This window comes from Azospirillum sp. NS33, from assembly GCF_059703765.1.
Genome location: NZ_BAAKJB010000011.1, coordinates 26332 through 51944, shown reverse-complemented (window position 1 = coordinate 51944; position 25613 = coordinate 26332). Strand labels below are relative to the sequence as shown.

The following is a 25613-nucleotide window of genomic DNA, read 5'->3' as shown; positions in this document are numbered from 1 at the left end:
CCGCCGCTCCGCCGGCCCGGCCGGGGCGGGCGGCCTCCCGACGGCCCGCGCTGGCGCCTATTCCGCCGGCGCCGGCCGGCCGCACAGGGCGTCCCAGTCGAGGGCACCGGGGTGGTCGACCACGTGGTCGGCGTCGAACGCCAGGCCGGGGTGCTGCGGCCAGGCGACGGTCAGCATGCCCGCGGCCTTGGCGGCGCGGGCGCCGGTCGGGCTGTCCTCGATCACCACGCATTGCCCGGGCTCCAGGCCGAGGCGGCCGGCCGCCAGGCGGTAGGGCTCCGGGTCGGGCTTGCCGTTGACCACGTCGTCACGGCTGACGGAGAACTCGAAGGGATTCGCGCCCAGCGCCCCGGCGATCGCGCCGATGTTGGCGTCGACCACCCGCCGCCCGCTGTTGGACACGCAGACCTGGCGCAGGCCGCGCTTGGCGAAGGCCTGGACCAGGGCGAAGGCGCCCTCGCGCGGCGCCACCCCGGCCAGGGCGGCGATGTAGCGGTCGGTGATCGCCGACACCCAGGCGGTGAAGGTCAGCGGCATCGGCCGCGCCGCGTCGAGACGGGCGAAGAACTCGGGAAAGCCGATGCCCAGGGCGGCGGCGAACTCCGCGTCGCTCAGCTCGTAGCCGTGGTCGCGGCAGACGTCGACGGTGCAGCGATAGTGCCAGGGCTCGCTGTCGAGCAGCGTGCCGTCGATGTCCCACAGGACCGCCTTCAGTGCACCGGCCATGGTGACTCCCCGTGTTGCGCCCCCCGCCGGCCCCGGCACCGTGCGCGCTCCCGCCGCCCGCCGGCGGGTCAGCGCATCACCAGGTCGTCGCGGTGGATGATCTCGTTGCGGCCGCGGAAGCCGAGGATGGCCTCGATGTCCGCGCTCTTGCGACCGCGGATGCGCCGCGCGTCCTCGGCGGCGTAGGCGCAGAGGCCGCGGGCGATCTCGTTGCCCTCGGGGTCGGTGACCACCACCAGGTCGCCCCGCTCGAAGCTGCCCCGCACCTCGGCCACACCGGCCGGCAGCAGGCTGCTGCCGCGGCGCAGGGCGCGCACCGCGCCGGCGTCGACCACCAGCGTCCCATGGGGTGCCAGGTGGCCGGCGATCCACGACTTGCGCGCCGTGCGCGGCTCGGCGCCCGGCAGGAACCAGGTGCACAGCGCCCCGCCCTCGGCGGCCGTCGTGGCCAGGGCGGCCAGCGGGTTCATGCGCTTGCCCTTGGCGATGGCCATGCGGCAGCCCGCGGCCATGGCGATGCGCGCCGCCGCGATCTTGGTGACCATGCCGCCCGAGCTGTAGCCGGGCGGCGGTTCGCCGGCCATGCCCTCGATGTCGGCGGTCAGGGTGCGGACCACCGGGATGTGGGCGGCGTCCGGGTCCTTGCGCGGGTCGGCGGTGTAGAGCCCGTCGATGTCGGAGAGCAGGACCAGCGTGTCGGCGCTGATCATCTGGGCCACCCGCGCCGCCAGCCGGTCGTTGTCGCCGAAGCGGATCTCGGCGGTGGCCACCGTGTCGTTCTCGTTGATGACCGGCACCGCACCGAGGCGCAGCAGGGTGTCGATGGTGGCCCGGCCGTTGAGGTGGCGGCGCCGCTCCTCGGTGTCCTCCAGGGTCAGCAGCACCTGGGCCACGGTGATGTCGTGGCGGGCCAGCGTCTCCTGGTAGGCATGGGCGAGGCGGATCTGGCCGGTGGCCGCGGCGGCCTGCTTCTCCTCCAGGCGCAACGCCCGGCCGCGCAGGCCGAGATGCTCGCGGCCCACGGCGATCGAGCCGGAGGTCACCACCACCACCTCCTGGCCGCGGGCGCGGCAGGCGGCGATGTCGTCGCCGAGCGCGTCCAGCCAGGCGCGGCGGATCTGCCCGGTGGTCTCGTCCACCAGCAGGGCGGAGCCGATCTTGACGACGAGTCGCCGGGCGTCGCGCAGGGTGACGGCGGCAGGCTCAGTCTTCGCGGTCGTCGTCATCGTCGTCGAGGTCGTCGTAGTTGTCCCAGCCCTCGTCGTCCTCGGAGGTCCGCGGGTCGCGCAGGTGCCAGTTGCGCGGCTGGACCGGGGTCGGCGGCGGATGCAGAACCTCCGGCTCCTCCTCCTTGGCCGTCCGGATCGCCTGGAGAAGCCGGTAGAGCACGGCCTGCACGCCCTGCCCGGTGGCCCCGGACAGCACCATGACCTCGGCCCCCGACGCCTCCTCCAGGGCCGCCTTCTTCGCGGCGAGCTCCTCGTCCAGGATCGCGTCGCTCTTGTTCAGCCCGACGATCTCCGCCTTGTCGGCCAGCACGCCGCCACCATAGGCCTGCAGCTCCTGGCGGATGATGCGGTAGGCCTCGACCACGTCGTCGGCGGTGCCGTCGACCAGGTGCAGCAGGATGCGGGTGCGCTCGAGATGGCCGAGGAAGCGGTCGCCCAGCCCGTGCCCCTCGTGCGCGCCTTCGATCAGGCCGGGGACGTCGGCGATGACGAACTCGTCGTCGCCGGCCCGCACCACCCCCAGGTTGGGGGCCAGCGTGGTGAAGGGGTAGTCGGCGATCTTCGGCTTGGCCGCGGTGGTCGCCGCCAGGAACGTCGACTTGCCGGCGTTGGGCAGGCCGACCAGCCCGGCGTCGGCGATCAGCTTCAGGCGCAGCCACACCCAGCGCTCCTCGCCGGGCCAGCCGGGATGGAACTTGCGCGGGGCGCGGTTGGTGGAGGTCTTGTAGTTGGCGTTGCCGAAGCCGCCGTCGCCGCCCTTCAGCAGCACCACCCGCTGCCCCACCTCGGTGAGGTCGACCAGCACCGTCTCCTGGTCCTCGTCGAGGACCTGGGTGCCGACGGGAACGCGCAGCACCGCGTCGTCGCCACGCGATCCGTTGCGGTCGCGGCCCATGCCGTGGTTGCCCCGCTTGGCCTTGAAGTGCTGCTGGTAGCGGTAGTCGATGAGGGTGTTCAGGCCCTGCACCGCCTCGACCACGACGTCGCCGCCGCGCCCGCCGTTGCCACCGTCGGGCCCGCCGAACTCGATGAACTTCTCGCGGCGGAAGCTGACGGCGCCGGGGCCGCCGTCGCCGCTCTTCACGAACACCTTGGCCTGGTCGAGGAACTTCATGGTCTTTTCAGCAAAGAAAAATCGGGGGTCCGGTCACCCGGTCCCCCGATCGATCACGTCACGTCCGTCCGGCTGGCGCGGTCGCGGTCACTCGGCCGCGACGGCCGGCGCCTCTTCGACGTTCGCGTTGGCGGCGACCTTGGCGGCGGCATCGACGGCGATGTAGGTGCGGCCGCCGGTCGCGCGCTTGAACGCCACCGTCCCGTTCGTCAGGGCGAACAGGGTGTGGTCCTTGCCGATGCCGACATTGGCGCCGGGGTGGAACTTCGTCCCGCGCTGGCGCACCAGGATGTTGCCGGCGAGCACGGCCTCGCCGCCGAACTTCTTGACGCCCAGACGCCGGCCGGCGCTGTCGCGCCCGTTGCGCGAAGAGCCGCCTGCCTTTTTATGAGCCATAGTCCTACTCCCTCGAACTCTGCGCGGCGGCGGCTCAGGCCGCGCCGTTGATCCCGGTGATGCGGAGCACCGTCAGGTCCTGGCGGTGGCCGTTCTTGCGGCGGTAGTTCTGGCGCCGCTTCTTCTTGAAGATGATGATCTTCGGGCCGCGGTCCTGGGCGACCACCTCGGCGGCCACCGACGCGCCCGCCACCGTCGGCGTGCCGATCGTCGTGGCGCCGCCGTCGCTGACCATCAGAACGTCCTCGAGCGTGATGGTCGCGCCAGCGTCGCCTTCGAGCTTCTCGACCTTGATCACGTCGCCGTTGGCGACCTTGTACTGCTTGCCGCCGGTGCGAATCACTGCAAACATCGTCACTGCCCATTCCATAACAAACGGCGGGCCGTCGCCCACCGTCTATAGGTGCACGCCCGCTTGTGAGAGGGGGGTTTTATACGCCCCTTTTCCCCGGAGTCAACAGGCTTGGCGCACCGAAACGCGTGCCCCCGGCCAGGGCGGCAAGGGTGGTGACGGCCGGCTCCCCGGCGGGGGGACGGGGCGCCCCGCGGCCGGCGCCCGGCCGCCGTTCCGGGGGCGCGCCGAAAGTGCGGAAACAGGGCTTGCGGACCCCAGGGGTTTCGGCTAGGTTGCGCGCCGCCCCGCCCAGCGGGGGCCACGGATGGGTGGCAGAGTGGTTGAATGCACCGCACTCGAAATGCGGCGTACCCGCGAGGGTACCGGGAGTTCGAATCTCCCCCCATCCGCCAGTTTCTCCTGACCGGCCGTCGCCGCCACACCCGCGAACCGACGCGCGCCGCCGCCCGGCGCCCCGGTGGGGTGGGGTCATGACCCTCGACGACGTCGAGGTCGTGTGGGTCGCCCTGGAGCGCATCCCCGCCGCCGCGTGGCCGGCCCTGGAGCGCCTCCTCGACGACGCCGAGCGCGCCCGCGCCGCCCGCTTCCATTTCGAGCGCGACCGCCACGCCTTCATCGCCGGCCACGCCCTGGTGCGCTCCCTGCTGTCGCGCCACCACCCCGCCATCGCCCCGGCCGACTGGCGCTTCGCCGCCACCGCCCATGGCCGGCCGGAGATCGCGCCGGGCCAGGGTGCCCCGCCGCTGCGCGCCAACCTGTCCCACACCCATGGCATGGCGGCGGTGGCGGTGACCCTGGCGAACGACGTCGGGATCGACGTGGAATCGGTGCGCCGGCCCAACCTCACCCTGGAGCTGGCCACCCGCTTCTTCGCCCCGGCCGAAACCGCCCATCTCGCCGCCCTGCCGCCGCAGGAGCTGGGCGAGGCGCTGTACGCCACATGGACCCTGAAGGAGGCGTACATCAAGGCGGTGGGCCGTGGCCTGTCGCTGCCGCTGGACAGCTTCGCCGTCACCCTGGACCCGCCGGCCATCGCCTTCCTCGCCCCGGACACCGCCGACGATCCCGCGGCCTGGCTGTTGCGCCGCCTGCGCCCCGGTCCCGACCACGCCCTGGCGCTGGCGCTGCGTCACGCGCGGCCGGAGCGGGTGCGCGTGCACGCCCGCCCGGCCGGTGCGGAGGATCTTCCCGGGTGAGGCGGTCCGTGCCTCAGCGCCCGTTCTTCAGTAATCCGCTGCGCGCCCGCCCCAGGATGTGCACGCCCACCCCGAGAAAGGCGATGATCGCCAGCCACTGCATGTAGTGCAGGTCGGGGAAGGCGTCCTCCAGCCAGTACAGCGCCTGGTCGACGGAGTCCGGCCACGGCGCGTCGTGCTCGTGGTGGAACCAGGCGACGATGGTGATGAGGCAGAGGATCAGCAGGAGCCGGCGGATCCAGCCGAACGCCATGGCCCACAGCCGCGACACCCGGTCGGCCATGCCGCGCACCGCCAGGATGCGCTGGCGCGTCTGCCCGCCCAGCAGGATGCGCGCGTCGTCGGCCATCACCGCGAACTCGCCCAGGCGCTGGCGCAGCATCCGCCCCAGCCCGCGCAGGCCGCCCGTGCGCTTGGCGGCATCGCGGAAATAGGCGGCGTAGAGCTGCATGAAGTTGGCGTCGGGGACCAGCGTCTGCAGCGACGCGTCCAGCGTGCCGAGGGCCCGGCCGACGCGCATCATCGCCCAGCTCGGCGCCACCCCGTAGCGCTGCAGCACCCGCGAGGTCTCGGTGGAAACGCTGCTGATGGCGCGCTCGGCGTAGGGGATGCCGCTGAGCTGGGCGCGCTGCGACCACTCCTTCATGCAGCGGGTCAGGTCGCGGCGCAGCGAGTCGACGTCGGAGGACGGGAAGGCCGGCGCCAGGCAGATCATGTAGTCGGCGGCCCGGGCGAAGTCCTTGAGGGCGATCGCCCGGTTCACCTGCCGGTAGATCAGCAGCATCTCCGGCTCCATGTGGCCGATCGTCCCGAAGTCGATCAGGGCGATGCGGTTGTCGCGCAGCAGCATGATGTTGCCGGGGTGCAGGTCGGAATGGAACTGGTTGTCCTCGAGGATCTGGCGGAAGGTCGACTTCACCAGATGGCGGGCGATCGTGCGCGGGTTGATGCCGTTGGCCCGCTGCCAGGCATGCACCCGCGCCGGGTCCTCGCGGCGCACCCGGATGTACTCAGACATCAGCACGCCGGGGATGTACTCCATCACCAGGATGCGGTCGGTGGAGATCTTCTCGTACAGCCGCGGCACGTACACCCCGTGCCCCCTCAGGCTCTGGTGCATGCGGCGCAGGTTGGCCGCCTCGTAGCGGTAGTCGGTCTCCTCGCGCATGATGGCGCGCAGCTCCTCGATGCCCTCGTCCAGGCGCAGCGAGCCGCCGATGCCGAGCATCCGCATGACGAAGACGGTGCGCGACAGCACCGTCATGTCGGCCTCGAACCCCTCGGCCACCCCCGGGCGCTGCACCTTCACCACCACCGACCGGCCGTTGCGGCGCAGCACCGCCCGGTGCACCTGGCAGATCGACGCGGCGGCGAAGGGCGCCGCGTCGAAGGACGCGAACACCTGGCCCATCGGCCGGCCCAGCTCGCGCTCCACCACGGCGACCGCCTGGTCGGAGGGAAAGCCGGCGACCCGGTACTGCAGGCGCGACAGCTCGCGCGCGGTGACCGGCGACAGCAGGTCGGTGCGCAGGGACAGGAGCTGGCCGACCTTGATCCACAGCCCGCCGAGCTCCTCGAACAGTTGGCGCAGCCGCACCGCCCGCACCTCGTCGTCGTCGCGGCCGCGCAGGCGCTGGCGCAGCCCCTCCATGACGAACGCGCCGTAGAGGCGCAGGGCCCGCCAGGTGCGGCTGGTCTTCGCCGCCGGCGCGGCGACCAGGACGATGGGGTCGTCCGCCCCGGCCGGCCGCAGGGGCGACGGCGCCGCGTCGGCCATAGCCGGCGACAGGGCGCCGCGACGGCGCGGCGGCGCGGCGTCGTCGCCCGCCCCGGGCCGGCGGGCCAGCGGGCGGCGGTCCAGCATGGTCACCCGGTAGCGGCGCCGGCCGGGGCGGTCCGCCCGGCGCAGGTGGACGACGACCCGCGCCCGCCCCGACGCATCCTCAGTCGTCATCGTCGGCGTCCTCGTCGTCGTCCCGGTCGTCGCCCTCGTCGTCGTCGTCGCCGAACAGGGCGCGCAGGCCGGTCTCCTCGCGCACCACCACGACCACGGTGTCGGCGCCCGGGGTCAGCACCCCCTCCGCCTTCAGGCCGTCGACGACCTCCTCGACCTCGTCCAGCAGGCGGCCGCCGCCGCGCCGCAGCCGGCGCACCCGCTCGTGGCTGTGGCGGCCCAGGTCGATCACGCAGGTGACGCCACCCGTCACGGCGGGCGGCCCCTTCTTGTCGCTCATCTCGTCCGCCATGGCCGACCCTAGCGCCGGGAGCGGCGCACCGCCTTCATCAGGTTCTTGGCGAGGTCCTGCAGCCAGCCGTTGCGGCGCCGGCGGTTGGACCGCTCGTGCAGCGCCAGGTAGACGGACGCGGCCCGGACCTCCCGCTCCGCCATCCGGCGGACCAGCCGCTCGACCGGGCGCAGCGCCCGGCTCTGGCGGCGGCGCGGGCGCCCCACCACCACCAGCTCGACCCGCCGGTTCACCTCCGGCTCGTCCGCCGCCACGGGCGGGCGGCCGAGGACGGCGTCCGGCGCCGCCACCAGCACGTCGCGCCGGGCCCGCGGGCCCTGGCCGCGCAGCACGGTGATGCGCCTCACGTCGGAATGCACGATGATCGCCACCTTGTCCTCCCGCGGATCGCCGGAATGGGCCGGCCCACCCTACCCTTCGACGGCCGGTCCGAACAGGGCCACGAGGTCGGCCACCGACTCGCAGCGCTCCACCGCCGGACCCGACAGGGCGGTGCCCCAGCGGTCCGACACGATCAGCCGGAACTCCGACCCCGACAGGGAATCCCACCCCTCGATGCCGGCCAGCGTCTCCGCCCCGGTCACCGTGCCCGGCTCCAGGTGGGCGGATTCCTCGATCACCTCGTAGATCTCGGCGCGCGTCATGCCATCTCCTTGTCGACAGAGGCCTCCGCGGGGACCGGCGGCGCCGGGAGTTCCCGCTCCACCCGCTCCAGCAGCGCCCGCACCCGCTCCTCCGGCAGGTCGGCGGCCTGGACGCAGACCGTCAGCGTCACCACCCCGTCGTACTCGACCACGCAGCACAGGAAGAGCGGCGCCGCGCCGGGGTGCACCAGCATCGCGGCGTGGTCCGGCGCCACCGCGTCGAAGCGCAGGGCGGCGGCGCGCAGGCGCCCGACATTGGTGAAGGTCGGGGGGACCGGCCCGCGCATCCCCTTGCGCATCATCGATTCCACCATCGCCCGCTTGCGCCGGAACGGCAGGCGGGCCATGACGCGCACCGCCAGCGGGTTGGCGGCGCCCATCAGGCCGCGCTTCTGGCGCTCCACCTCCGCCGTCACCTGGGCCAGCGTGTCGTCGAACCCGGCGCCCAGGTCGGGGCCGACGCTGACATAGGCGATGCCGCCCATGTTGCAGACGGCGTGGTGACGCCGGGCCGGCGCGTAGCGGCGCAGGTTGTTGGGCAGCGCCACCCGGGCGCGGGCGCCCGCACCCTGCCCGGCGAACCCGGCGAAGGCGCGCAGGAAGGCGGCCAGCAGCAGGTCGTTGCGGGTGCAGCCGCGCGCCGCGGCGGCGCGGTCGGCCGCCGCGACCGCCGGCTTGGCCAGGCGGTGCGCCGCCACCGCCACCGCGCCGGGCACGGTGGCGCGGAAGCGGTCGAAGTCGCGCTGCAGGCCGTGCACGGCGCCGCGCGCGCGGAGCGCGTCGCCGGCGTCGCGGCGGAGGATGCGCAGCACGTCGCGCCACGTCAGGTCGGCCATCCATTGCAGGCTGTCGCGCGGCGCCGGGTTGGGCTCCGGCCGGTGCCCCGGCTCGGTGCCGAGCCGGGTGTAGAGCGCCGCCAGCCGGCTCGCGACGTCGCCCGCCGCGGTGCCGTCGGCGACCACGTGGCTGACCCACACCAGCACGGTGTCACCGGCGGGATGGCGCAGCAGGTGGACCCGGAAGTTGAGCTCGAGGTCGTCGGGACCGGGCGCCAGCACCCGGCGCAGCCCCTCCCCCTCGTCGGCCACGTCGTGGACGACGCACCAGTCGCGGCGTTCCAGGTCGTCGCGCCGGCGCCAGCGCGGCCGCTCGGGATCGGCCTCGAAGCGGCAGCCCAGGATCGGCTCGGCGTCCATCAGCAGGCGTGCGGCACGGTCCAGGCGCGCCGCGTCGAGGCGGTCGGAGAAGCCCAGCGCGACGACGATGGGGCCGGTGGTCCCCAGCTCGGCGCACACGCGCACGATCTGGTCCTGGAAATCGGCGTCCAAGGTCTGCGGAATCGCGGGCGCGAGCGCCATGGGTGTCCCTCTCCTTCTCGGCCGCCGTCCGGGCGGGCCGCATCTTGTTGGCCGCACGCGCGGGCTGTCAATCGGCCGGTCCGGCCGCCGGGTCGGTGACGGGATCGCGCAGCGCCGCCTCGTCCGGCACCGCGACGATGGGCCGGCGGGCCCGGCGCGACAGCAGCGAATAGGCGGTCGGGATCACGAACAGCGACAGCAGCGTGCCGAACAGCATGCCGCCGACGATGACCCAACCGATGGCCCGCCGGCTCTCCGCCCCCGGGCCGCTGGCGATGGCCAGCGGCACCGCCCCCAGCACCATCGCCGCGGTGGTCATCAGGATCGGCCGCAGCCGGGTCGCCGCCGCCTCCACCAGGGCCTCCATGCGCGCCATCCCCTCGTCGCGCAGCTGGTTGGCGAATTCGGTGATCAGGATGCCGTGCTTGGCGATCAGCCCGATCAGGGTGATGAAGCCGATGGCGCTGTAGAGGTTGATGCTGCCGCCGTCGAGGGCCAGGGCGAAACCCGCCCCGGCGATCGACAGCGGCGCCACCGACAGCACGATGAAGGGGTCGCGGAAGCTCTCGAACTGGGCGGCCAGCACCATGTAGATGACGGCGAAGGCCAGCACGAACACCAGCCCCATGGAGGCGTTGGCCTCGCGCAGCTGGCGCACCATGCCGTTCCAGTCGGTCTGGACGGTGGGCGGCAGCAGCCGGTCGGCCAGGTCGGTGACGCGCTGCGCCACCGCCGCGAGCGACGCGTCGGGGCCGAGGTCGGCGCTCACCGTGATGGCGTGGAGCTGGTCGAAATGGTTGAGCTGGGCCGCCCCCACCTCGTAGCGGACGTTGGAGAAGGCGCCGAAGGGCACCATCCTGCCGTTGGCGCCGCGGGCGAAGATCTGCTCCAGGAAGCGCGGGTCGAGGGCGTCCTGGGTCTTCAGGCCGAGCAGCACGGGGTAGAGGTTGCCCTGCCAGTCGAAGCGGTTGACCTCCTGGTCGCCCAGCAGCTTGCCCATGGCGTCGGCGACCACCCGCATCTCCACCCCGACCTCGGCGGCCTGGCTGCGGTCGACCTCGATGCCGATGATCGGTGTGTTGAGGGCGAGGTCGGTGGAGACGTTGCGCAGGTCCGGGTCGGCGCCGAGCGCGTCCAGCAGGGGTTGCGCCGCCTCCTGGAGCTGGGGGTAGTCGAGGGTCGACTTCAGCACGAGCTGGACCGGCCGCTGGCCGCCGCCGCCCAGCGGGTTGGGGTCGATCACCGCCACCCGGGCGCCGGGCAGGCCGGCCAGCCGCCCCTTGACGTCCGCCTCGATCTCCATCGCGGTGCGGCTGCGCTCGCCCCACGGCTTCAGCAGGGTGAACACCATGCCCTGCTCGCGCGCGGGCATGCCGGTGATGGCCATGGTGACATCCTTCTCCGGCACCGTGTCCAGCACCGCGCCGATGGCGTCGGCGCGGGCGTCCATGTAGGCCGGGGAGGCGTCCTGGGGGCCGGAGAACAGCACCAGCAGGAACCCCTGGTCCTCCACCGGGGCCAGCTCCCCGCCCAGCCGGGCCATGGTGGCGAAGCCGCCGCCGACCGCCGCCAGCGCCACCAGCACGACCAGCCAGCGGTGGCGCAGGCTGCCCGCCAGGAGGCGGCGGTAGCCGCCGGCCAGGTGGGCGAACAGGCGGTCCACCGCGCCGGCGACGCCGCGCCCCGAGTGCCGGCGCAGGATGCGCGAGCACATCATCGGCGACAGGGTCATGGCGACGAAGCCGGAGACGATGACGGTGGCCGCCAGGGTGAAGGCGAACTCCCGCAGCAGGGCGCCCATGGTGCCGGGCAGCAGGCCGATGGGGGCGTAGACCGCGGCCAGGGTGGTGGTCATCGCCACCACCGCGAAGCCGATCTCGCGGCTGCCCTTGAAGCCGGCGTGGATCGGGTCCATGCCGTGGTCGACGTGGCGCTGGATGTTCTCGATCTCGACGATGGCGTCGTCGACCACCAGGCCGATCACCAGCACGAAGGCCAGCAGGGTGAAGATGTTGAGGCTGTAGCCCATGACCAGCAGGAAGGCCAGGCCGCCGCCCAGCGACAGCGGGATCGCCACCAGGGCGATGATGGAGGAGCGCACGGAGGCCAGGAACGCCACCACCACCAGCACCACCAGGGCGATGGTGATGCCGATGGTCTCGAACACCTCCCACACCGCGGCGTCGATGTAGACGGCGCTGTCGTAGGCGATCTCCACCGTCATGCCGCCGGGCAGGGTGCGCTGCAGGGCCGGCAGCAGCGACTCCACCGCGTCGGAGATGTCCACCGGGTTGGCGTCGCTCTGGCGCTGGATGCCGATCGCCACCGCCGGCGCGCCGTCGATGCGCACGGCCGTGTCGGCGGACTGCGCCGTCACCTCGACCTCGGCCACGTCGCCCAGGCGGACCGCGTAGGCGCCGCCGCTGCGCACCACCAGCTGGGCGAAGTCGGTGGGGGCGGCGATGGTGGTGCGGGCGCGCACGCTGACGCGGCGGGTGTCGTCGACGATCTCGCCGCCGGGCAGGTCGACGTTCTGCGCCTGCAGGGCGGCGATCACGTCGTCCAGGGTCAGCCCCTCGGCGGCGAGCTGGAAACGGTCGATCCACACCCGCACCGCGTAGGCCCGCTCGCCCAGCACCTGCAGGCTGGCGACCCCGGGCACGGTGGCGAGCTGCGGCTTGACCACCCGCTCCAGCACGTCGGTGATCTCCAGCGCGCTGCGCTTGGGGTCGGTGAAGGAGAGGTAGAGCGTGGGCTGGCTGTCCAGGCTGAGCTGGGCCACCACCGGCGCCTCGGCTCCGGCCGGCAGGGTGCGCTGCGCCTCGTTGACCTTGGCCCGCACCTCCGCCGCCGCCGCCGCGGGGTCGACGTCGCCGCGAAAGACCATCTGGATGGTCGACAGGTTCGCGGTGCTGACCGAGGTGACGTAGTCGATGCCGTTGACCTGGGTGACCGCCTGCTCCACCGGCACGGTCACCGACTGCTCCACCAGGGCGGCGCTGCCGCCGGGGAACAGGGTGGTGACGGTCACCATCGGCACGTCGAACTGGGGCAGGTAGCGGATCGGCAGCGCGGTCAGCGCCCACAGCCCGCCCAGCACCAGGAACAGGTTGATGACGATGGCCAGGACCGGGCGCTGGATGCAGGCGTCGCGCAGGACCATCAGGAGCCCTCGCCCACCGCCGTGACCGGCGCCCCGTCCTTCAGCAGGAACTGCCCGACCGTCACCACCTTGTCGCCCTCGCCGAGGCCGGAGCGGATCTCGGCCCGTCGGGCGTCGCGCGCCCCCACCGCCACCGCCGTCCACTCCGCACGCCCGTCGGCGACCCGGTAGACGTAGTTGCCGGTCATGGTCGGGATGAGCGCCGCCACCGGCACCGACAGCACCGAATCGTGGCTGCCCAGCCGCATGTCGACGCGCACCGCGATGCCGTCGGTGAGCGTGCCCTGCGGATTCTCGATGATCCCGCGCACCCGCAGCGAGCGCGCCTCCTCGGTGCCCTGGGGCACCACCAGCGCCACCGTTCCCTCGGCGGTCCGGTCGCCCAGCGCGTCCGAGGTGACGGTGAAGGGCAGCCCGGGCTCGAGCCGCGGCAGCAGCCCCTGGCGCACGTGGAAATCGGCGTAGAGGCGGGTCTCGTCCTCCAGCTCGGTCAGCACCTGGCCGGCCTGGACGTAGGCGCCGGGGGCGATGGAGATGATCCCGAGCAGGCCGTCGAACGGCGCCCGCAGGGTCAGCGTGGCCAGGGTCGCCCGGGCGCTGGCCACGTTCGCCTGCGCCTCGGCGTAGTCGGCCTCGGCGCTGTCGAGCTGGGAGCGCGAGACGTTGCCGCGGGTGGAGAGGTCGCGGGCGCGCTCCAGCGCGCCGCGGGTCACCGTCAGGCGCGCGTCGGCCCGGGCGAGGTCGGCCCGGGCGATGCGGTCGTCGATCTGGAACAGGACGTCGCCGGCCCTGACGGTGGCGTGGGACTCCACCGGCACGGCGGTGATGTTGCCGGCGGTGCCGGGGGCGACGTCGATCTCGCGCCACGCCAGCAGCATGCCGGTGGCGCTTTCGATGTCCGGGATGCTGGCCCGTTCCACCGCCGCCACGGTGACCGGGATCGGGGCGGCCGCGACCGGGCCGGCCGGGCCCGGGGTGGCGGGGCCCGGGTCGGCGGCCCAGCCGCCCACCAGGAGCGGAACCACGGCCCGCCAGCGCCCCCGCCAGCGCCCCCGTCGCGGGCCGCGCGGCGCCGGTTCCGCTGGCCCCGCCGTCGGCGATGATCCCGGTGCCGGCGAGGGTCCCGCCGTCGGCGATGGTCTCGGCATGGAAGACTCCCGATCGCGGTCCGTGCCGGGATTGAGCCACGCCCGCGCGGCGGCGTGCCGCCGCGCGGCCCTCGGACGGCGGCGCCTACCCCCCGGCGTGCAAGGGAGGGCGCCGCCCCGGTGCTCGGAGTCGGTGGTGGGGCTCAGTCGTCGTAATCGTCGTCGTCGTCGTCATCGTCGTCATCATCGTCGTCATCGAACCAATCGAGGTCCGAGGTCTCGCGGACGACCACGACCACCACCTGGGCGTTGCCCTCGATCTTGTCGTGGTCGCGCAGCTCGGCGACGACCCCCTTGACCTTGCGCAGGAGCTTGCCCTCGCCGCGGCGCAGCTTGCGCACGCCGCTGCGGTCCTGCTCGCCCATGTCGATGACGACCAGGTCGTTGTTCACCGCGTCGCTGTTCACCGCGCCGGCGGGCGTGCCGGCGGCCTTGGCCGCCGCGCTCTTCGCCGACTCGGGCGTCTGCACCGTCTCTGCCATCGCTCCATCCCCTTCGCGGTCGGTTAGGTGTGGTGGATCAGCTCTCGCGCAGGACGACCACGCGCGGCGTCTTGCGCGCCGCCTTGCTGGCCTTTGACATGTTCTCGCCGAGATCCCAGAGCCAGCCGTTGCGCTTGCGGCGGTTGGAACGCTCGTGGCGGGCCAGGTAGACCATGGCCGCGTTGGCCTGGGCCTGGGCCAGCTTGCGCATGGCGCGCTCCAGCGGGCGCACGGTGCGCGACTGCCGCTTGCGCTTGCCATGGGGCGTCAGATGGGTCACGTCGTAGTCGCCGTTCGGCCGCGCCTTCAGGAAGGTGATCGAGCGAACGTCGTTGTCCACCGTCATCGGTTCCATGCCTTAACCCTCTTCCGACAATGGCGCGGGGGGCGTGACCGCGCGCGTCTCGCACCAGGCCGCACCGCGGCAGCCGCCCGCATGCCGTAGGCCCGCAGTGATCTTGGCGTTCAACAGCCAACGGGGCAAACTTTGGCCTGATCACAAAAAAAAACAAACCAAATTTGCCCGTGCCCCGTCATTTTCGTCCCCTGGTGTTCAACTTCGGCGCGTTGCGGGGGTGGACAGGCGCCCCGTGCATCGCGATCATCGCCACCGTCGCCCCGTCCACCGGCGGGGGGCCCGCCACACCGGGGACCGACCCGATGCCGATCCGCGCCGAGGGACTGGGCAGCGCCGCGTTCCGCGCCGACCACGGCGTGCGGCTGGCCTACGCCACGGGGTCGATGGTCAAGGGCATCGCCTCGGAAGCCATGGTGGCGCGGCTGGCGCGGGCCGGCGTCCTCGCCTTCTTCGGCAGCGGCGGGTTGACGCCGCAGCGGGTGGACGAGGCGGTCGCGGCCATCCGCGCCGGCCTGCCCGCGGACCGCCCGTTCGGCGTCAACCTGCTGCACAACATGCTGATCCCGTCCCAGGAGGAGGACCTGGTCGACCTCTTCCTGGCGCGCGGCGTCAGGCGGGTGGAGGCGTCGGCCTTCGTCCGCCTCACCCCGGCCCTGGTGCGCTACCGCCTCGCCGGCCTGCGCGCCGGGCCGGACGGGCGGCCGCGCCCGGCCAACCGGGTCATGGGCAAGGTCTCCCACCCCTCGGTCGCCCGCCAGTTCCTGGCGCCCCCCGACCCGGCCATCGTCGCGGCGCTCGCCGCCGCCGGCCGGATCACCGCGGAGGAGGCGCGACTTGGCGCGCGCCTGCCGATGGCCGACGACGTCTGCGCCGAGGCCGACAGCGGCGGCCACACCGACCGCCGCGTCGCCCTCGCCCTGCTGCCGGCCCTGCTGTCCCTGCGCGCCGAGCTGGGCGCCGGCGGGGTGCGGATCGGCCTGGCCGGCGGCCTCGGCACGCCTGAGGCGGTGGCCGCCGCCTTCGTGCTGGGCGCCGATTTCGTGCTGACCGGGTCGATCAACCAATGCACGGTGGAGGCCGGCACCAGCGAGGCCGTGAAGGACCTGCTGGCCGGCGCCGACGTCCAGGACACCGACATGGCCCCGGCCGGCGACATGTTCGAGATCGGCGCGAAGGTGCAGGTGCTGAAGCGCGGCACCCTGTTCGCGCCCCGGGCCAACCGCCTGCACGAGCTCTACCGGACCCATTCCGGCCTCGAGACGATCCCCACGGCGACGTTGCGCGAGATCGAGGAGCGCTGGTTCGGCCGCTCGGTGGCGGCGGTGTGGGAGGAGACCGCCGCCTATTACCGCCGCGCCGCCCCGGCCGAGCTGGCGGCGGCCGAGGCCAACCCGCGCAGGAGGATGGCCATGGTGTTCCGCTGGTACTTCGTCCACACCAACCGCCTGGCCCTGGAGGGCCGGCGCGGCGACGCCGCCAACTTCCAGATCCACTGCGGCCCGGCCATGGGGGCGTGCAACCGCTGGCTCCGCGGCACCGCCCTGGAGGACTGGCGCCGGCGCCACGCCGACGACCTGGCCGACCGCCTGATGGACGGGGCGGCCGGCGTCCTCACCCGCCGCCTCGGCGCCCTGGAGACCGCCCCATGAGCCCCGCCCTGCCCCCCGGCCCGCGGCTGGCGCCGCTGTCGAGCCTGCGCTACGTCCGCGACCCCTACGCCCTGTTCCAGGACTGCCGGCGCCGCCACGGCGACCCCTTCACGGTGTTCACCAACGCCCGCACGGTGATGACCGGCCACCCCGAGGGGGTGCGCCAGATCTTCACCGCCCATCCCGACACCTTCACGGTGGAGCTGCCGGCCGCCCAGAAGCGGGTGCTGGGCGAGAAGGGGCTGGTCGCCCATTCCGGCGCCGCCCACAAGCGCGAGCGCCGGATGATCGCCCCCCAATTCCAGGGCGACCCCATGAAGGGGCTGGGCGGCATGATGAAGGAGACCGCCGTCCAGGCCATCGCCGCCTGGACTCCGGGGGAGACGCTGGTGGTGCGCACGGCCGCCCTGGCCATCGCCCTCGACGTGATCCTGAAGGCGGTGATCGGCGCCGAGGACCGGGCCGGCGAGCTCGACCGCTTCCGCGCGGCGGTGCTGGCCTTCTCCCGCGCCTTCGGCAACCCGCTGTTCCTCACCCTGTCGCTGGCCGGCGCCGGCAGCCGGGCGCTGCCCCCGGTGCGCCGCTTCCACGACGCCCGCGCCCGGCTGGCCCGGCTGGTCGCCGAGCTGGCGGCGCGCCGGCGCGCCGACCCGGCCGGGGCGGACCGCCCCGACGTGCTGAGCCGGCTGGTCCACGCCCGCTACCCCGACGGCACCGCGATGGCGGACGAGGCGTTGCAGGACAACATGATCGTCAACCTGGTGGCCGGCCACGAGACCTCGGTGCTGGGCCTGACCTGGGCCATGCACTGGGTCCACGCCGCGTCGGCGGTGCTGGAGCGGCTGCGGGCGGAGATCGACGGGCTCGGCCCCGACCCGGCACCCGACGCCTACGCCGCCCTGCCCTACCTCGACGCCGTCGTGAAGGAGTGCCTGCGCCTCTACCCCGCGGTGCCCGACGTGGTGCGCCAGCTGGCCCGGCCGCTGGAGCTGCGGGGCTGGACCGTGCCGGCCGGGGTCAACGTCTCGGCCTGCGCCGCCGTCCTTCATTACGATCCCGAAATCTATCCCGATCCCGAAGCGTTCCGCCCCGAGCGCTTTCTCGGCCGCCGGCCCTCGCCCTACGAGTACATCCCGTTCGGCGGTGGCGAGCGCATCTGCCTGGGCCAGTTCTTCTCGGTCTACGAGATCAAGATCGTGCTGGGGGTGCTGCTGGGCCGCTGCCGCTTCCGCCGGGCCGAGGACGGGCCGCTGGTGGTGGCGCGCACCGGCTTCCTGATGGGACCGAAGAGCGGCGTGCGGCTGGTCTACGACGGGCCGCGCCAGCCCCCCTCCGCCGGCTCCGCCGCCACGCCCGTGCAGGAGATCCCCGCATGACCGACGCGCCTGTTTCGTCCGCCTCCGAAACGAATTCCCCGACGACGCTGCCGGAGGGCCTGCCCGGCGGGCCGCGCTCGCGCATCCTGCACATGGTGGCGTTCTTCCGCGACCCGCTGGCCTGCTACCGCCGGCTGGTGGCGCGCTGGGGCGACCCCTTCACCGTTCCGTTCCTGCTGGGCAACCGCATGGTGGTGACCGGCCGGCCGCCGCTGATCAAGGAGATCTTCGCCGCCCCGGCCAGCGCCTACGCCGCGGTGGACAAGACCGGCGAGGTGTTCGTCGGCCGCCGCTCGGTCATCCTGCTGGACGGCGAGGAGCACCGCCGCCTGCGCGACATGCTGATGGCGCCGCTGGTGGAGCAGCGGGGTGCGGGAAACGGTCCCCTGGGAAATGGCCCGATGATCCGCGACGTGGCGCGCCGCCACACCGCCTCCTGGCCGCGGGGGGAGACGGTCCGCCTGCTGGAGCGCATGCGCAGGGTGTCGCTGGAGGTGATCCTGCGCACCGTCTACGGCATGGTGGACGAGGCCCGCATGGCCGACTTCGCCAAGGCCTTCGCCGAGCTGCACGGGGCGGCCGGCTTCTGGGTGGTGTTCGTGCCGGCGCTGCGCCGCGACCTCGGCCCCTGGTCGCCGTGGCGGCGCTTCACGGCGACCCGGGCGCGTTGCGACCGCATCATCTACGAGGACATCGCCGCGGCCCGCGCCCGCGGCCACGACCCGGCGCGCCTCGACGTGCTGAACCACCTGGTCGGCCTGGCGAACCCCGACGGCTCTCCGGCCATCACCGACGAAGAGATCCGCGACAACCTCTTCACCATGCTGTTCGCCGGCCACGAGAGCACGGCGACGGCGCTGACCTGGGCGGTCTACTGGAGCCTGCGCACCCCGGGCGTGCGGGCGCGCCTGCGGGCGGAGCTGGCGGACTACGCGCGCACCGGCGACACCGCCCTGGTGGCCCGCAACGCCTATGTCGACGCGGTGTGCCGGGAGGCGCTGCGCATCCACCCCGTCAGCACCAACGTGGCGCGCCGCCTGGCCTGCCCGATGACCCTGCTGGGCCGCCGCCTGGCGGCCGGCACGGTGGTGTCGGCGTCGGTCGACCTCGCCCACCACGACCCGGCCGTTTATTCCGATCCCGGAACGTTCCGGCCCGAGAGATTTCTCGAGCGCCGCTACGGCATCTCCGAGTTCCTGCCCTTCGGCGGCGGCCGCCGCCACTGCCTGGGCGCCACCCTGGGCCTGGAGGAGATGCGCATCGTGCTGGCCGAGGTGGTCACCACCCTGGACCTCACCCTGGAGGAGCCCAAGCCGGTGCGCCCGGTGTGGAAGGCCGGCACCATGGCGCCGCGCACCGGGGTGCGGGTGCGGATCGCGGGGTGAGGGGGCGAGCGACGAGCCGGGGACGGTTCGCGCGTTGGGTCTTACCGGTGGACGCAGCAAGCGCCAGCCAGTGACACCCGGGAGAAGTGAGACAAAACGGGTCTTGTTTCGGTGCCGGCCTGATCATTGCAAGCGGTCGGCAACGAGACGGAGGCGTTGCGCGACCTGTGCCAGCCGCGTGTCGCGGGTCCAGAGCGCCGCTCCGGTCGTCAAGCGGGTGGCCGCAAGCAGATGCGCGTCGACATATCCAATTCCGGACCCGGACAAGGCATGCTCCCGGATGAAGTGCAGGACTTCGCCCTCCTGAGCGGGGGTCGCGTGCGGCAGGTCTGACAGCAGGCCAAGGACTTCGTCGCGATGGCGCAGACGGCCGAGCGCCAGTTCACCGATGACGTAGGGATGGGTCGCCACGCGGTTCTCATTGAGCAACCGGCCCAAGACCGGGTCGCCCCGCCGCAGGTGATCCACCCACACCGACGTGTCCACCAGGATCATTCAGGCCGCCGCCGGGGACCCGCTTCAAGCTCCGGCTCGCTGCCGCCAAGACGGGCGAGCCGACGGGCGCTCTCACGCTCGATCAAGGCCTTCAGGGCTTCGCGCACCAGTTCGGCCTTCTCTTTCAGACCGGTGAAGGACTGGGCCTTCGCCACCAGGTCGTCATCGAGCGCCAGGGTCGTGCGCATGGACATCCTCCTCACCAGGAGGCACGAAAATGGCATCATTTGATGTCACTTTCAATGCCCGCCCGCGCGTCATCCGCATGGAGCGGGCGTCGCATCGACCACCGCTCCGCGGGGTCGGCCGCCTCGCCGAGGGCCCGCCATGTGCCGTTACACTCTGTTACAGGGCCGGCTCTTTCCTAACCATGGGGCCCATCCTATACTGTTGTGCGGTGCCGCAGACGGCCGGGCCATGGACCCTCCGTCGCGGCGTCCATGCATTCCAAGAGATCGACGCGAAAAAAGCGATCCACGGTCGGCCGGTGCTGGGCAGGAAGTGCGGGCGGACGGGCCGGGTGTGTCGTGTCACCCTCGTGGCATCAGGGTTCTGTGGACAGAGGACGGGCAATCGCATGAGGCGCACACACGTCATCGGGGCGCTGCTCGTCGGCGGTCTCGCGCTCGCCGGGGTCGGACAATGGCAGTTCGGCACCAGCTTCGCGCAGCAGAAATCCCCCGCGGCGCCGGCCGCCGGCCAGGCCGCGCCGCGCCCGGCCGCGGTGGAGACGGCACCGGTGCGGATCGACACGGTGACCGTGCGCATCGACGCCATCGGCACCCTGCAATCCCAGGACTCGGTGGTGCTGTCGCCGGAGATCGACGGGGTGGTCGCCGACATTCTGTTCGACGAGGGCACCGCGGTCGCCGCCGGGGTGCCGCTGGTCCGCCTCGACGACGCCATCCTCACGGCCGAGCTCGACCAGGCCAAGGCCGAGCTGACCCTGGCCCAGGCCAACTACGACCGCGCCGACACCCTGGTGCGCCAGAGCTCCGGCACGCGGCGCGCGCTGGACGAGGCGGTCGCCGCCCTGCATTCGGCCCGGGCACGGGTCAGGCTGGCCGAAACCCAGCTCGACAAGACGGTGATCCGCGCCCCCTTCGCCGGGGAACTCGGCCTGCGCCCGGTCAGCCGCGGCGAGTACGTGTCCCGCGGCGAGGCACTGATCGGGCTCCAGACCGTCGACCCCTTGCGCGTGGAGTTCCGCGTGCCGGAGACCTTCCTGACCAGCGTCACCGTCGGTCTGCCGGTCGCCATCACCGCCGACGCCCTGCCCGGCCGCGGCTTCGAGGGGCGGATCACCGCCATCGATCCCCAGGTCGACGTCAACGGCCGCGCCCTGCGGCTGCGCGCCCGGGTGCCCAACCCCGACGGGGCGCTGCGCTCGGGCCTGTTCGTGCGGGTCGGCGTCGCCGCGGCCAGCCGGGAGAACGCCCTGCTGGTGCCGGAGGCCGCCATCCTGCCCCAGGGCGACCTGCGCGTCGTCTACCGCGTGGTCGACGGCACGGCCCGGCGCGCCGTGGTGGTGCTGGGCGAGCGCAAGGCCGGCGAGGTCGAAGTGCTGACGGGGCTGTCGCCCGGCGACACGGTGGTCACCGCGGGGCAGCAGCGGCTGCGCGAGGGCGCCCCGGTCGTGGTGGTCAACGGCCGCGAGGGCACCTGAGCCATGGGCCTCTCCGAGATCTGCGTCCGCCGGCCGGTCTTCGCCACCGTGCTCAGCCTGATCCTGGTGCTGCTGGGGGTGGTCAGCTACCAGCGCCTGACGGTGCGCGAGTACCCCAACATCGACGAGCCCGTCGTCTCCATCCGCACCGACTACCCCGGCGCCAGCGCCGAGATCATCGAGACCCAGGTGACCCAGGTGCTGGAGGGCTCGATCGCGGGCATCGAGGGGATCGACACCCTGACCTCGGTCAGCCGCCCGGAATCGAGCCGGATCACCGTCACCTTCCGGCGCACCGTCGACCCCGACGTGGCGGCCAGCGACGTGCGCGACCGCGCCGCCCGGGTGCGCGGCCGGCTGCCCGACGAGATCGACGAGCCGGTCATCTCCAAGGTGGAGGCCGACGCCCAGCCCATCATCTTCCTGCCCTTCGTCAGCGACCGCCTGTCGCCCCTGGAGATCACCGACCACCTCGACCGCTTCGTGGTCGACCGCTTCAAGAACCTGCCCGGCGTCGCCGACGTGCAGATCATGGGCGAGCGGCGCTACGCCATGCGCATCTGGGTCGACCGCGCCCGCCTCGCCGCCTACGGCCTGACCATCCAGGAGGTCGAGGACGCGCTGCGCGGCCAGAACGTCGAGATCCCGTCGGGCCGCATCGAGAGCCGGGACCGCGAGTTCACCGTGCTGTCGCGCACCGGCCTGACCACGCCGGCGGAGTTCGAGGGCGTGGTGGTGCGCCAGGGCGACGGCATCCTGGTGCGCCTGCGCGATGTCGCGACGGTCGAGCTGGGGGCCGCCGACGAGCGGCGGGACAGCCGGTCGGACGGCAAGAACGCCATCTCCATCGGCATCATCAAGCAGGCCACCGCCAACCCGCTGGACGTCTCCACCGCGGTGCGGGAGATCCTGCCGCGCCTGCTGGACGACCTGCCCGACGGCATGACCGCCCGGGTGTCCTACGACAGCTCGGTCTTCATCGACCGCTCCATCGAGGCGGTGTTCCACACCATCCTGGAGGCGGTGGTCCTGGTGGTCGTGGTGGTGCTGTTCTTCCTGCGCACCGTGCGCGCCACCATCATCCCGGTGGTGACCATCCCGGTGTCGCTGATCACCACCTTCGCCATCATGCACGCCGTGGGATTCTCCATCAACACGCTGACCTTGCTGGCCATGGTGCTGGCCATCGGGCTGGTGGTGGACGACGCCATCGTCGTGCTGGAGAACGTCCACCGCCACATTGAGGACGGGAAGAAGCCCACCCTCGCCGCCATCGTCGGCACCCGCGAGATCGGCTTCGCCGTCATCGCCATGACCATGACGCTGGCCGCCGTCTACGCGCCGGTGGCCTTCGCCCCGGGCCGGGTCGGCCGGCTGTTCCTGGAGTTCGCCCTGACCCTGGCCGGCGCGGTGATCGTCTCCGGCTTCGTCGCCCTGACCCTGACGCCGATGATGTGCGCCCGCCTGCTGAAGGGGCACGAAAGCCACGGCCGCGTCTACCGGGCGCTGGAGCGGCTGTTCGACGGCATGGCCGCGGCCTACCGGGCGCTGCTGCGGGCCAGCCTGCGGGTGCGGCCGCTGATCGTGCTGCTGGCGATCGGCGTGGCCGGGTCGAGCGCGCTGCTCTTCACCAACCTGAAGTCGGAGCTGGCGCCGGTCGAGGACCGCGGGGTGATCCGCGTGCTGGGCACCGCGCCGGAGGGCGCCACCATCGACTACACCGCCCGCTACGCCCGCCAGGCGGAGGCGATCGTGGCCGGCGTGCCGGAGGTCGAGAGCTACATCGTCATCGCCGGCTTTCCCGAGGTGACGCGGATGCTGGCCATCTCCCAGCTCGCCGACTGGAGCGAGCGCGGGCGCTCCCAGCAGGCGATCGCCGCCGCCCTCCAGCCGGAGCTGCGGCGCATCGCCGGTCTCACCGCCTTCCCGGTCAACCAGGCCTCCTTCGGCCAGCGCGGCAACAGCCGGCCCATCGAGTTCGTGATCCAGACCTCGGGCAGCTACGACGACCTCCAGGGTCACGTCGAGGCGATGATGGAGCGCATCCGGGCCTATCCCGGGCTGGTCGACGCCGACAGCAACCTGAAGCTCTCCAAGCCGCAGATCGAGGTGGCGATGAACCGCGACAAGGTGGCCGATTCCGGCATCCAGGTCGCCACCGTCGGCCGCACCCTGGAGACGCTGCTGGGCGGCCGCCAGGTCACCCGGTTCGAGCGCGACGGCGAGCAGTACGACACCATCATCCGCCTGGCCGAGCAGGACCGCTCCACGCCGCGCGACCTCAGCCTCATCTACGTGCGCGGCGCCCAGGGGGAGATGGTCCAGCTCTCCAACCTGGTGACCATCGACGAGACGGTGTCGCCCAAGGAGCTGAACCGCTTCAACCAGCTGCGCTCCGCCACCATCGAGGCCAACCTGGCGCCCGGCGTCTCCCAGGGCGAGGCGCTGGCCTTCCTGGAGCGCACCGCGGCCGAGGTGCTGCCCCAGGGCACCCAGACCGACTACGCCGGCCAGAGCCGCGAGTTCCGCGAGGCGGGGTCGAGCCTGGTCTTCGTCTTCGTGCTGGCCCTGGGTTTCATCTACCTGGTGCTGGCCGCCCAGTTCGAGAGCTTCGTCGACCCGCTGGTGATCATCCTGACCGTCCCGCTCTCGATGGCCGGCGCCCTGCTGGCGCTGACGCTGGCCGGCGGGACCTTGAACGTCTACAGCCAGATCGGCCTGATCACCCTGGTCGGGCTGATCACCAAGCACGGCATCCTGATCGTCGAGTTCGCCAACCAGCTCCAGGAGCAGGGCCGGTCCAAGCGCGACGCGGTCATGGACTCCGCGGTGCTGCGGCTGCGCCCGATCCTGATGACCACCGGCGCCATGGTGCTGGGCGCGGTGCCCCTGGCGCTGGCCACGGGGGCCGGGGCGGAGAGCCGGCAGCAGATCGGCTGGGTGATCGTCGGCGGGATGTCGCTGGGCACCCTGCTGACCCTCTTCGTCGTGCCGACCATGTACACCCTGCTGACCCCCAGCCGGCGCGCCGGCACGGCCGGCCACGCGGTGCCGGCGCCCGCCCCGGCGGCGTGAGGCGGCGGCCGCGCCGCCGCTCCGCTCAGCGCCCGAACCGGCTGCGGATGCGCTCCTGGATGCCCGGGGCGGCGAAGGTCAGGTCGTGCATGCGCTTCTCCCGCTCCACCACCGCCGGCAGGGCCTCGGCGATCGGGGCGCGCAGCGTCTCCTTCAGCAGGGTCAGCGCCTGCAGGGGCTTGTCGGCCAGCGCCCGGGCCAGCCTGAGGGCGTGGTCGAGCGTCTCGGCCCGCCCCACCACCGGGAACCCGACGCCGCGCGCCGCCAGCGCCCCGCCGTGCAGGCCGCTGGCGGTGAACAGCATCTCGTGCCCCAGGGCGACGCCCAGCTTGTGGGGCAGCAGGAAGGTGGCGCCCATCCCCGGGGTGAAGCCGTATTTCATGAAATTGGCGCTGTAGAGGGATTCCCGCGCCAGCACCACCAGGTCGGCGTAGAGCCCGAACACCAGCCCGCCGCCCAGCGCGTGGCCCTGCATGGCCGCCACCACCGGCAGCGGGCAGTCCAGCAGCATGCGGTAGAACCCGGCCTCGTCGAAGGTCTGGCGGCTCTCGGCGATGCCGATCAGCTCCTCCTCCGTGCCGCCGGCGCAGAACACGCTGTCGTAGCCGTGCACCACCACCACCTTGGCCGCGGCGTTGGCGCGGACGCCGGCGAAGGCCTCGGCCAGGCCGGACACCAGGGCGCGGGTGAAGGTGTTGCGCCCCACCCGCTCCTCCATCGCCACCACGGCGATGCAATCCCCCACCCAGCGCAGGCGGACGGCCGGCGCCGGCGGCGTCACGGGCGTTTCCATGGCACCCCCTCCCCGCTGATGAAGCCGCGGATCGCCGCGGCGGTCGCCGGGTCGGCGGCGCGCTCGGCCAGCGCCGCGACGGCGCGCCGGCCGGTGTCCGGCCCGAGGCCGGAGAGGTCGGCGAAGTAGCCCTTGGTGGCCGCCACCGTCTCCTCGCGGATGCGCTCGATCCGCAGCCGCAGGCGACGCACCGCGTCGGCCGGGGCGTCGCTCAGCTCGTCCACCAGGGCCAACCGGTGGGCCTCGGCCGCGTCGATGCGCTGGGCGGTGAGGCTGAGGCGGTAGGCCGCCTGGAAGCCGACGCGACGCACCAGGAACGGCGCCACCGTCGCCGGCAGCAGGCCGAACAGCGCCTCCGACAGGCCGAAGCTGGCGGCCGGCGTGGCGATCACCGTGTCGGCCGCCGCCACCAGCCCCATGCCGCCGGCGTTGACCGCCCCCTCGACCCGCGCCACCACCACCTTGGGGCTCCGGGTGAAGCGCTCCATCAGGGCGTAGAAGCGCCCGGCCGCCGCCTCGACCGTGGCCGCGCCCGCCGCGGCGCTGGCCTCCACGAAATCCATCCCGGTGCAGAACGCGTCGGCCGAGCCGGCGAGCACCAGGATGCGCGCCCGGGGATCGGCCTCCAGCCGGTCCAGCAGGGCGTGCAGGTCCTCGACCATGGCGGCGGTCAGGGCGTTGCGGCGCTCCGGGCGGTTCAAGGTGGCGGTCACCACCGTGCCGGCGTCCTCCACGATCAGCGTGTGCGGCTCCATCGCC

Annotated in this window: 24 protein-coding genes and 1 tRNA gene; 7 read left to right on the top strand and 18 right to left on the bottom strand. The window is 73.0% G+C overall.

Translation table 11 applies throughout. From position 1 onward, the window contains the following. Window positions 1-57: 57 nt before the first annotated feature. The 5 genes from AC6H2I_RS11775 to rplU form a co-directional block, all read right to left on the bottom strand. A complete protein-coding gene (locus tag AC6H2I_RS11775; RefSeq protein ID WP_497500826.1) occupies window positions 58-726 on the bottom strand; it encodes an HAD family hydrolase in 669 nt (222 codons plus the stop codon). Between the two features lie 68 nt (window positions 727-794). Continuing rightward, the gene (gene proB, locus AC6H2I_RS11770) at window positions 795-1952 is read right to left on the bottom strand and encodes a glutamate 5-kinase (protein ID WP_497500825.1); all 1158 of its coding nucleotides are present in this window, start codon (window positions 1950-1952) and stop codon (window positions 795-797) included. Beyond that, on the bottom strand, window positions 1930-3069 hold the full coding sequence (gene obgE, locus AC6H2I_RS11765; protein WP_497500824.1) for a GTPase ObgE: 1140 nt from the start codon (window positions 3067-3069) through the stop codon (window positions 1930-1932). The genes proB and obgE overlap by 23 nt, the downstream gene beginning before the upstream one ends. An 87-nt stretch (window positions 3070-3156) precedes the next feature. Continuing rightward, on the bottom strand, window positions 3157-3465 hold the full coding sequence (gene rpmA / locus AC6H2I_RS11760) for a 50S ribosomal protein L27 (protein ID WP_497500823.1): 309 nt from the start codon (window positions 3463-3465) through the stop codon (window positions 3157-3159). A 34-nt stretch (window positions 3466-3499) separates the two neighbouring features. Further along, window positions 3500-3817 carry a 50S ribosomal protein L21 gene (rplU, locus tag AC6H2I_RS11755; RefSeq protein ID WP_497500929.1) on the bottom strand — a complete coding sequence of 106 codons (318 nt, stop codon included), beginning with the start codon at window positions 3815-3817 and terminating at the stop codon, window positions 3500-3502. Window positions 3818-4122: 305 nt separating this feature from the next. Here rplU and AC6H2I_RS11750 point away from each other — a divergent pair. Together AC6H2I_RS11750 and AC6H2I_RS11745 are read left to right on the top strand one after the other, a co-directional pair. Further along, window positions 4123-4212 (top strand) — tRNA-Ser (locus tag AC6H2I_RS11750). A gap of 78 nt (window positions 4213-4290) precedes the next feature. Next, window positions 4291-5016: a 4'-phosphopantetheinyl transferase family protein gene (locus AC6H2I_RS11745; protein WP_497500822.1), complete on the top strand. Its 726-nt coding sequence runs from the start codon at window positions 4291-4293 to the stop codon at window positions 5014-5016. Window positions 5017-5029: 13 nt separating this feature from the next. Here AC6H2I_RS11745 and AC6H2I_RS11740 read toward each other — a convergent pair whose 3' ends face one another. From AC6H2I_RS11740 to AC6H2I_RS11700, 9 genes are all read right to left on the bottom strand, one after another. Further along, window positions 5030-6970, bottom strand: a complete 1941-nt coding sequence (locus AC6H2I_RS11740; RefSeq protein ID WP_497500821.1) for an ABC1 kinase family protein — start codon at window positions 6968-6970, stop codon at window positions 5030-5032. After that, window positions 6960-7250, bottom strand: a complete 291-nt coding sequence (locus AC6H2I_RS11735) for a DUF6200 domain-containing protein (RefSeq protein WP_497500820.1) — start codon at window positions 7248-7250, stop codon at window positions 6960-6962. Before AC6H2I_RS11735 ends, AC6H2I_RS11740 begins: the two co-directional genes overlap by 11 nt. A 20-nt stretch (window positions 7251-7270) precedes the next feature. Then, a complete protein-coding gene (locus tag AC6H2I_RS11730; RefSeq protein ID WP_497500819.1) occupies window positions 7271-7633 on the bottom strand; it encodes a DUF6312 domain-containing protein in 363 nt (120 codons plus the stop codon). A 39-nt stretch (window positions 7634-7672) separates the two neighbouring features. Continuing rightward, window positions 7673-7906: an acyl carrier protein gene (locus AC6H2I_RS11725; protein ID WP_497500818.1), complete on the bottom strand. Its 234-nt coding sequence runs from the start codon at window positions 7904-7906 to the stop codon at window positions 7673-7675. After that, window positions 7903-9264, bottom strand: coding sequence for a hypothetical protein (locus tag AC6H2I_RS11720; protein WP_497500817.1), 1362 nt, complete (start codon window positions 9262-9264; stop codon window positions 7903-7905). Before AC6H2I_RS11720 ends, AC6H2I_RS11725 begins: the two co-directional genes overlap by 4 nt. A 67-nt stretch (window positions 9265-9331) precedes the next feature. Beyond that, complete coding sequence (locus AC6H2I_RS11715; protein WP_497500815.1) at window positions 9332-12427, bottom strand: efflux RND transporter permease subunit; 3096 nt, start codon at window positions 12425-12427, stop codon at window positions 9332-9334. Beyond that, entirely contained in the window at window positions 12427-13452 is a 1026-nt protein-coding gene (locus AC6H2I_RS11710) for an efflux RND transporter periplasmic adaptor subunit (protein WP_497500814.1), read from the bottom strand. The genes AC6H2I_RS11715 and AC6H2I_RS11710 overlap by 1 nt, the downstream gene beginning before the upstream one ends. A 266-nt stretch (window positions 13453-13718) precedes the next feature. Further along, window positions 13719-14057 carry a DUF6200 domain-containing protein gene (locus tag AC6H2I_RS11705; protein ID WP_497500813.1) on the bottom strand — a complete coding sequence of 113 codons (339 nt, stop codon included), beginning with the start codon at window positions 14055-14057 and terminating at the stop codon, window positions 13719-13721. A gap of 37 nt (window positions 14058-14094) precedes the next feature. After that, window positions 14095-14412, bottom strand: coding sequence for a DUF6312 domain-containing protein (locus AC6H2I_RS11700; protein ID WP_497500812.1), 318 nt, complete (start codon window positions 14410-14412; stop codon window positions 14095-14097). Between the two features lie 305 nt (window positions 14413-14717). Here AC6H2I_RS11700 and AC6H2I_RS11695 point away from each other — a divergent pair, with 305 nt between their 5' ends. From AC6H2I_RS11695 to AC6H2I_RS11685, 3 genes are read left to right on the top strand one after another with little or no spacing between them, the layout of a single operon-like run. Next, a complete protein-coding gene (locus tag AC6H2I_RS11695) occupies window positions 14718-16064 on the top strand; it encodes a PfaD family polyunsaturated fatty acid/polyketide biosynthesis protein (RefSeq protein WP_497500811.1) in 1347 nt (448 codons plus the stop codon). After that, window positions 16061-17440, top strand: a complete 1380-nt coding sequence (locus AC6H2I_RS11690) for a cytochrome P450 (RefSeq protein WP_497500810.1) — start codon at window positions 16061-16063, stop codon at window positions 17438-17440. Before AC6H2I_RS11695 ends, AC6H2I_RS11690 begins: the two co-directional genes overlap by 4 nt. Beyond that, entirely contained in the window at window positions 17437-18825 is a 1389-nt protein-coding gene (locus AC6H2I_RS11685) for a cytochrome P450 (RefSeq protein ID WP_497500809.1), read from the top strand. The genes AC6H2I_RS11690 and AC6H2I_RS11685 overlap by 4 nt, the downstream gene beginning before the upstream one ends. A gap of 123 nt (window positions 18826-18948) precedes the next feature. Here the strand turns inward: AC6H2I_RS11685 and AC6H2I_RS11680 are convergent, their stop codons facing one another. Both AC6H2I_RS11680 and AC6H2I_RS11675 read right to left on the bottom strand, forming a co-directional pair. Further along, window positions 18949-19320 (bottom strand): type II toxin-antitoxin system VapC family toxin, encoded by a 372-nt coding sequence (locus tag AC6H2I_RS11680; protein WP_497500808.1) that lies wholly within the window; start codon window positions 19318-19320, stop codon window positions 18949-18951. Next, window positions 19317-19508 carry a type II toxin-antitoxin system VapB family antitoxin gene (locus AC6H2I_RS11675; protein ID WP_497500807.1) on the bottom strand — a complete coding sequence of 64 codons (192 nt, stop codon included), beginning with the start codon at window positions 19506-19508 and terminating at the stop codon, window positions 19317-19319. Before AC6H2I_RS11675 ends, AC6H2I_RS11680 begins: the two co-directional genes overlap by 4 nt. 389 nt (window positions 19509-19897) lie before the next feature. Here AC6H2I_RS11675 and AC6H2I_RS11670 point away from each other — a divergent pair, with 389 nt between their 5' ends. Then, the gene (locus AC6H2I_RS11670; protein ID WP_497500806.1) at window positions 19898-20986 is read left to right on the top strand and encodes an efflux RND transporter periplasmic adaptor subunit; all 1089 of its coding nucleotides are present in this window, start codon (window positions 19898-19900) and stop codon (window positions 20984-20986) included. Between the two features lie 3 nt (window positions 20987-20989). After that, window positions 20990-24061 (top strand): efflux RND transporter permease subunit, encoded by a 3072-nt coding sequence (locus tag AC6H2I_RS11665; protein WP_497500805.1) that lies wholly within the window; start codon window positions 20990-20992, stop codon window positions 24059-24061. Window positions 24062-24086: 25 nt separating this feature from the next. Here the strand turns inward: AC6H2I_RS11665 and AC6H2I_RS11660 are convergent, their stop codons facing one another. Both AC6H2I_RS11660 and AC6H2I_RS11655 read right to left on the bottom strand, forming a co-directional pair. After that, a complete protein-coding gene (locus AC6H2I_RS11660) occupies window positions 24087-24854 on the bottom strand; it encodes a polyketide synthase (RefSeq protein ID WP_497500804.1) in 768 nt (255 codons plus the stop codon). Continuing rightward, window positions 24839-25609: an enoyl-CoA hydratase-related protein gene (locus AC6H2I_RS11655; protein ID WP_497500803.1), complete on the bottom strand. Its 771-nt coding sequence runs from the start codon at window positions 25607-25609 to the stop codon at window positions 24839-24841. The genes AC6H2I_RS11660 and AC6H2I_RS11655 overlap by 16 nt, the downstream gene beginning before the upstream one ends. Window positions 25610-25613: the final 4 nt, after the last annotated feature.